Genomic DNA, 4,938 nt, shown 5'->3' with positions numbered 1-4,938 from the left:
GCAGGGGAGCATACTTCGACTACGCTCAGTAACCGGGGGAGCAGGGGAGCAGGGGGAGAATAATAATGTCCAATATCCAATGCCCAATTCCCAATTCCCAATTCCCAAAACCCAGTTGCTTTTATATTTGATTCCGATTATTGGCTTTTTTCCATCTTTGTGGACTCTCTATCGGGGCCGGGGGAGTCGGGAACAACTTTCTGTTAGTCGTCTGTCTATTACTTTGGCACTTACTTGGCTGTTGGGATATTTATTATTAAGTACCGGAGCAGCAACTTCAGATTTTTTTCCGCTACGTCTATTTATCCTGAATAGCTTTCTCACGTCGGGTTACTTTTTAGTGAGTGTCTGGTTGATTTTGCGTCTGATGCAGGGAAAATCTGGGCGTTTACCAGGCTTTAGTACTTTAGCAGAACGAGTGTTTGGCAAGTATTTATCTTAATTTTTTAGGGGGTTATTATCAGTGTTTTTACTTATTTCCTAAAAAATTACAGTTGATTTATCTATATATCTAGTCAAATCCAGTTTATTATTGCCATACTTCAGTAAAACATCTCTAGATTGGCCCAAAAGAAGAAAAAATGCTGCTATAAGTGTTGTGGTTGACACTACATTAAAAAAGTTAGCACTGATAATTAAGAGTTAGCTATTATGGGTTGATTTGTTTGGATATTTTTAGTCTGCAAATTTACCGAATTTGATTATTGAGTAAGTGTGAGGAAATCTGTGACCATTCAAAGAAGTTCGGCGGAAGAAAACCAGTCGGGAAAAGCCTCAAAGTCCAATAAAAAAATTTCTCAGAACTCGAAATCTGGGCGTTGGCTGTGGTTTTGGGTAGGTATGAGTGGGATTGCAATGGTGTCAGCAACAGCAGGGGCACTTTTGGCGGTGTCTTTAACCAGTACGCCTTTGCAGCAAGCCCAGCTAAGTCCACAGGAGGAGGCGGCCTTTGATGGCGATCGCATTTCTGGAGGTGTGATGCGATTTTCACAATTAACTCGCCCGGTGAATCTCTTGGTTATGGGGATGAGCGTACTTCCCCCAGATATCCAAAACCCTCCCCAAGACACCAAAAACCTCAAATACCTGCCCCAGGTAAACTCCTTTGATGGTCTTTCGGATGTAATGCTCTTACTCAAATTTGATCCAGAGACGAAAAAAATAATCATGCTCTCCATTCCCAGAGATACCCGCACAGAAATAGAGGGGTATGGAGTAAAAAAAATTAATGCTGCTAATGTTGACGGTGGGCCAGCTTTGACTGCCAGAACCGTCAGTAATCTCTTGGGTGGGGCGGGAATTGATCGCTATATCCGAATTAACGTTTTGGGAGTTGCCAAGCTAATTGATGCTTTGGGTGGCGTGACAGTTTATGTCCCCAAAAATATGAAGTATCAAGATGATTCTCAACATTTGTACATCAATTTGAAGGCGGGTAAGCAGCATCTGAGCGGCGAACAGACATTGCAATTACTGCGGTTTCGCCATGACGAACTCGGTGATATTGGTCGGATTCAGCGCCAGCAAATGGTTATGCGGGCCTTGATGGATCAAACACTCAACCCAGCTACTGTTGCTCAATTACCTAAAGTTCTGGATGTAGTTAAAGAACACATCGACACCAATTTAACGGTTGAGGAGTTAGTGGCGCTAATGGGTTTTGGGGTGCGGACTAATCGCTCTAATATGCAAATGCTAATGCTTCCAGGTCGCTTTAGCGAGAAGAATGAGTTTGATGCTAGTTATTGGTTGCCCAATAAAGATGGTATTGCTAAACTCATGGCTCAACACTTTGGTTTGGAATCCGAACAGAGTCAGCAGGCAACCGATCCACGTTCTTTGCGTGTAGCAATTCAAGATAGCACAGGTGGCGATCGCTCTAATCTCCAACCACTAATTAGAGCTTTGGAAAAATCTGGATATCGCAACGTCTATATAGCTAAAGCATGGGGTGAACCTCTAGATGTGACTCATATTGTCGCCCAACAAGGAGATGGTAACAGCGCCGAATCAATTCGTGAGACTTTGGGATTTGGCGAAGTGCGTGTGGAAAGTACTGGCAATCTTGGCTCAGATGTCAGTATTCAAGTAGGTCAGGATTGGTTGCAACAAAAATCTATTTTGGAGAAGTCGAAATAATTCGTAATTCGTAATTCGTAATTCGTAATTAATTACACTGGTAAAAATGCTGCTGAGAGGGAATTTACTGACTGGGTGAGTTCTTGGAGTTTAGCTGCTACTGCACCATTGGTTAATAATTCTTCTGCTTTAGCTAAACCCTCTGGCATATCTGAACAAATACCACTCCGCCATAGGTAAAATCCACCATTCCATAAGGCTGTTTGCATTAGTTCACCTGGTTTACCTGCCAAAATATTCTGAATATCTGCCACCAATTCTTCAGTAGTTCCAAGGGGTACGTTCTTGGTAGTAAAGCCGTAATCACGCGGTACGAGGTGCAATCGTTCTACCTCTTGGGATGCTACGGATGAAGATAAGCTGATAATTGCAGTGCGATCGCGTGGTAAGTCGCAACTACCTTCTAATCCTTTCACTAATGTAAATTTTGTTATGCCCCGCAGCCCCAAAGCTATCTTAAACATCCCTTCTGTCGGCGGATGAACAAATCCAGCAATGACGTGAGCATCCCCAGCATAAGGACACCAAATTAGCTCCATTGTTGCGAAGGGTGGGCGTTTGCCGAGTTGGTCGCGGTATTCCCAAATACTTGTGGTTAAGGGAAAATGCTGGGGTAAATAAATAAAGCCGATTCCCGTTTGCTCAAACACTTGCTGGGTTTTTGCCAGTGGTAGGTTAGTCCAATCGACTCCTAAACCTTGCCAAATATCGATCAGGGGTAAGCCGTACTTTGTTGGAAGGCGATCGCCACCGTGCATTATCACTGGTTGTCCAACTGCGGCGAGTAGTAAAGCTGTTAGCGGACTAATTGGTGCTGTGCGAGTTCTGCCATCATAAGGGATGCCAAGAGCGATCGCAGTTTTGCCAGAGTCGAATGGTTGCAGTTTTGGCCCTAGTTCATCATAAGCATCCAACATTCCCGCTAACTCTTCCCCCGTAGGACGTTTGATTCGATGAGCAATCAAAAACGCTCCGATTTGGGCTGGTGTCGCTTCACCCAACAGCATCATTTTAGTAGCGCTGGCTGCTTCGGCACGAGTTAAATTTTCACCTGTGTGGTTTCCGCTACCTACTTTTTTCAGTAATTCCCTAAATATATTGCTCATTTGTCCTTTGTCCTTTGTCATTTGTCCATTGTGCTTTGTGAATAACCGAAAATGACCAATGACCAATGACTAATGACACTCAAGAAGCCGATCGCTGTTGATCAATTTGTAATGGTATATTTTCGCGTACAAGTTGCCAAAAGTGCTTGATAGGGGGAATTTGCAGCCGGTCTTGAGTTGTTACCATTACTACCCGCCGAGTTAAGCTGGAACCATCTGCTAAACCACTAGTACTGTTGCTGGCTAAGGAACGAATCGCCAGGGTAGGGTCAAGGCGTGCTTCCAGTAATGCTGATTGAGGTAGCAAAGCGATTAGTTCTCCTTGGCGAACCACTCCCCGGAAGGCATCTAGGGTATTTACCTCTAAAGCCGCCTGGAGTGTAGCTTCCATTCGCTCAAATCTATCTTGTATTAAGCGCTGCATCCCATAACCATCTTTAAAAACCACTTGGGGATAACGAATTAGCTCCGACCAAGGGACGCATTCATATTGTGCCAGGGGATGATTGGCTGCGGTGAGAACTTCTATCGGTTCATCATAAAGTACTTCTACTACCATTTCTCTAGCAGTTGTTAAAAAGCGATTATTCATCACAATTGCTAAATCTACCAATCCATCTTTGAGGACTTTCAGAGCGCGATCGCTTCCCAGTGAAGTCACCCGTAATTGCACATCTGGATAAGCATGACAAAACTTTTGCAACACTGGCGGTAAGTAAGATCCACAAAGGGAGTGAATCACGGCGATGCAAAGTTCTGGTTGCTTTCCGGCGATTAAATCAGCTAACTCTTGTGTAGCTGTCTCCCATTCTTGGCAAATTTTGCGGACACGTGGTAATAAACATTCACCTCCCAGCGTTAATTTGGCGTGAGTAGTTCTGTGAAAAAGTTCTACACCCAAATCTGCTTCTAATGCCTGGATTTGGCGGCTAATCGTCGATTGGGTAACACCAGATGTTCGCGCTGCTTGTTGAAAGCTGCCGGTTTGTGCGATCGCTAGAAAGGCTTGCAACTGCTCTAGGCGCATTTTTATGTAGCCTGAATTACATTTATCGGTTTCATTAAGTTAACGGTTTCTTATTCGCAATTTAGTATAGTTTGTTACGGTAATTTTTCTCTGATTTACATTTGTGTAAAACAGATTTGACTGCCTTTTTCGTCAATTATGTGCCTTGCACGGATTTTTTCGGAAAATATCGCCAAAAAAGAATTGACTATTTTCTGCTGAAATATATGAATTTTTTGATAAGACTTTTAAAATATGCGGCGGATTATGAGGTTTGAGTAACATAAGTTTCTGTACAACCTCAAGCAGATAGCTGTGCAACTTGCATTTACTAATTACGAATTATGTTGAGTATTTCTAGTCTGTCTGCTGCACCACAGTGTTAGGCTGCTGGCGTTGGGCAACCTGAATTAACAACCTCAATGCGTCATTCACCGTTTTATCATTAGGAAAAGCTTGGGCAACATCGGGATCTAAAAGTACTAAGTTTGTCCCATGACGATACCGCTCAACATACTTGCCTCTGAGGCCTCCCTCCATTTGAGCAAAATCGTACTCAGAACGTAATTCGTCTTCCATTTCATTCTCAATTTCTTTGTTCATAAAACTTTTCTCGTTTTGGAGTTTAACAATTTACCTTAAACAGCAAGAAGGCTCACACTGTACCTGTACGGCTGTCAGTGTTGA

The 4,938-nt window shown here is 43.3% G+C and carries 5 protein-coding genes; 2 read left to right on the top strand and 3 right to left on the bottom strand.

Annotation, left to right across the window (positions count from 1 at the left end; translation table 11 throughout):
* Nucleotides 1–79 precede the first annotated feature (79 nt).
* Together HWQ36_RS18415 and HWQ36_RS18410 are read left to right on the top strand one after the other, a co-directional pair.
* Nucleotides 80–442, top strand: a complete 363-nt coding sequence (locus HWQ36_RS18415) for a hypothetical protein (RefSeq protein ID WP_292705131.1) — start codon at nucleotides 80–82, stop codon at nucleotides 440–442.
* Between the two features lie 284 nt (nucleotides 443–726).
* A complete protein-coding gene (locus HWQ36_RS18410) occupies nucleotides 727–2,139 on the top strand; it encodes an LCP family protein (protein WP_292705130.1) in 1,413 nt (470 codons plus the stop codon).
* Nucleotides 2,140–2,171: 32 nt separating this feature from the next.
* Here HWQ36_RS18410 and HWQ36_RS18405 read toward each other — a convergent pair whose 3' ends face one another.
* The 3 genes from HWQ36_RS18405 to HWQ36_RS18395 all read right to left on the bottom strand — a co-directional run bounded on the left by HWQ36_RS18405 (nucleotide 2,172) and on the right by HWQ36_RS18395 (nucleotide 4,854).
* Entirely contained in the window at nucleotides 2,172–3,245 is a 1,074-nt protein-coding gene (locus HWQ36_RS18405) for an anthranilate phosphoribosyltransferase family protein (protein WP_292705129.1), read from the bottom strand.
* 79 nt (nucleotides 3,246–3,324) lie between these two features.
* Nucleotides 3,325–4,272: a LysR family transcriptional regulator gene (locus tag HWQ36_RS18400; RefSeq protein ID WP_292705128.1), complete on the bottom strand. Its 948-nt coding sequence runs from the start codon at nucleotides 4,270–4,272 to the stop codon at nucleotides 3,325–3,327.
* Between the two features lie 336 nt (nucleotides 4,273–4,608).
* Entirely contained in the window at nucleotides 4,609–4,854 is a 246-nt protein-coding gene (locus HWQ36_RS18395; RefSeq protein WP_292705127.1) for a hypothetical protein, read from the bottom strand.
* Nucleotides 4,855–4,938 lie beyond the last annotated feature (84 nt).

This window comes from Nostoc sp. NMS2 (genome assembly GCF_017115105.1).
Classification (GTDB): domain Bacteria; phylum Cyanobacteriota; class Cyanobacteriia; order Cyanobacteriales; family Nostocaceae; genus Nostoc.
This window is presented reverse-complemented; position numbering and strand designations above follow the sequence as displayed.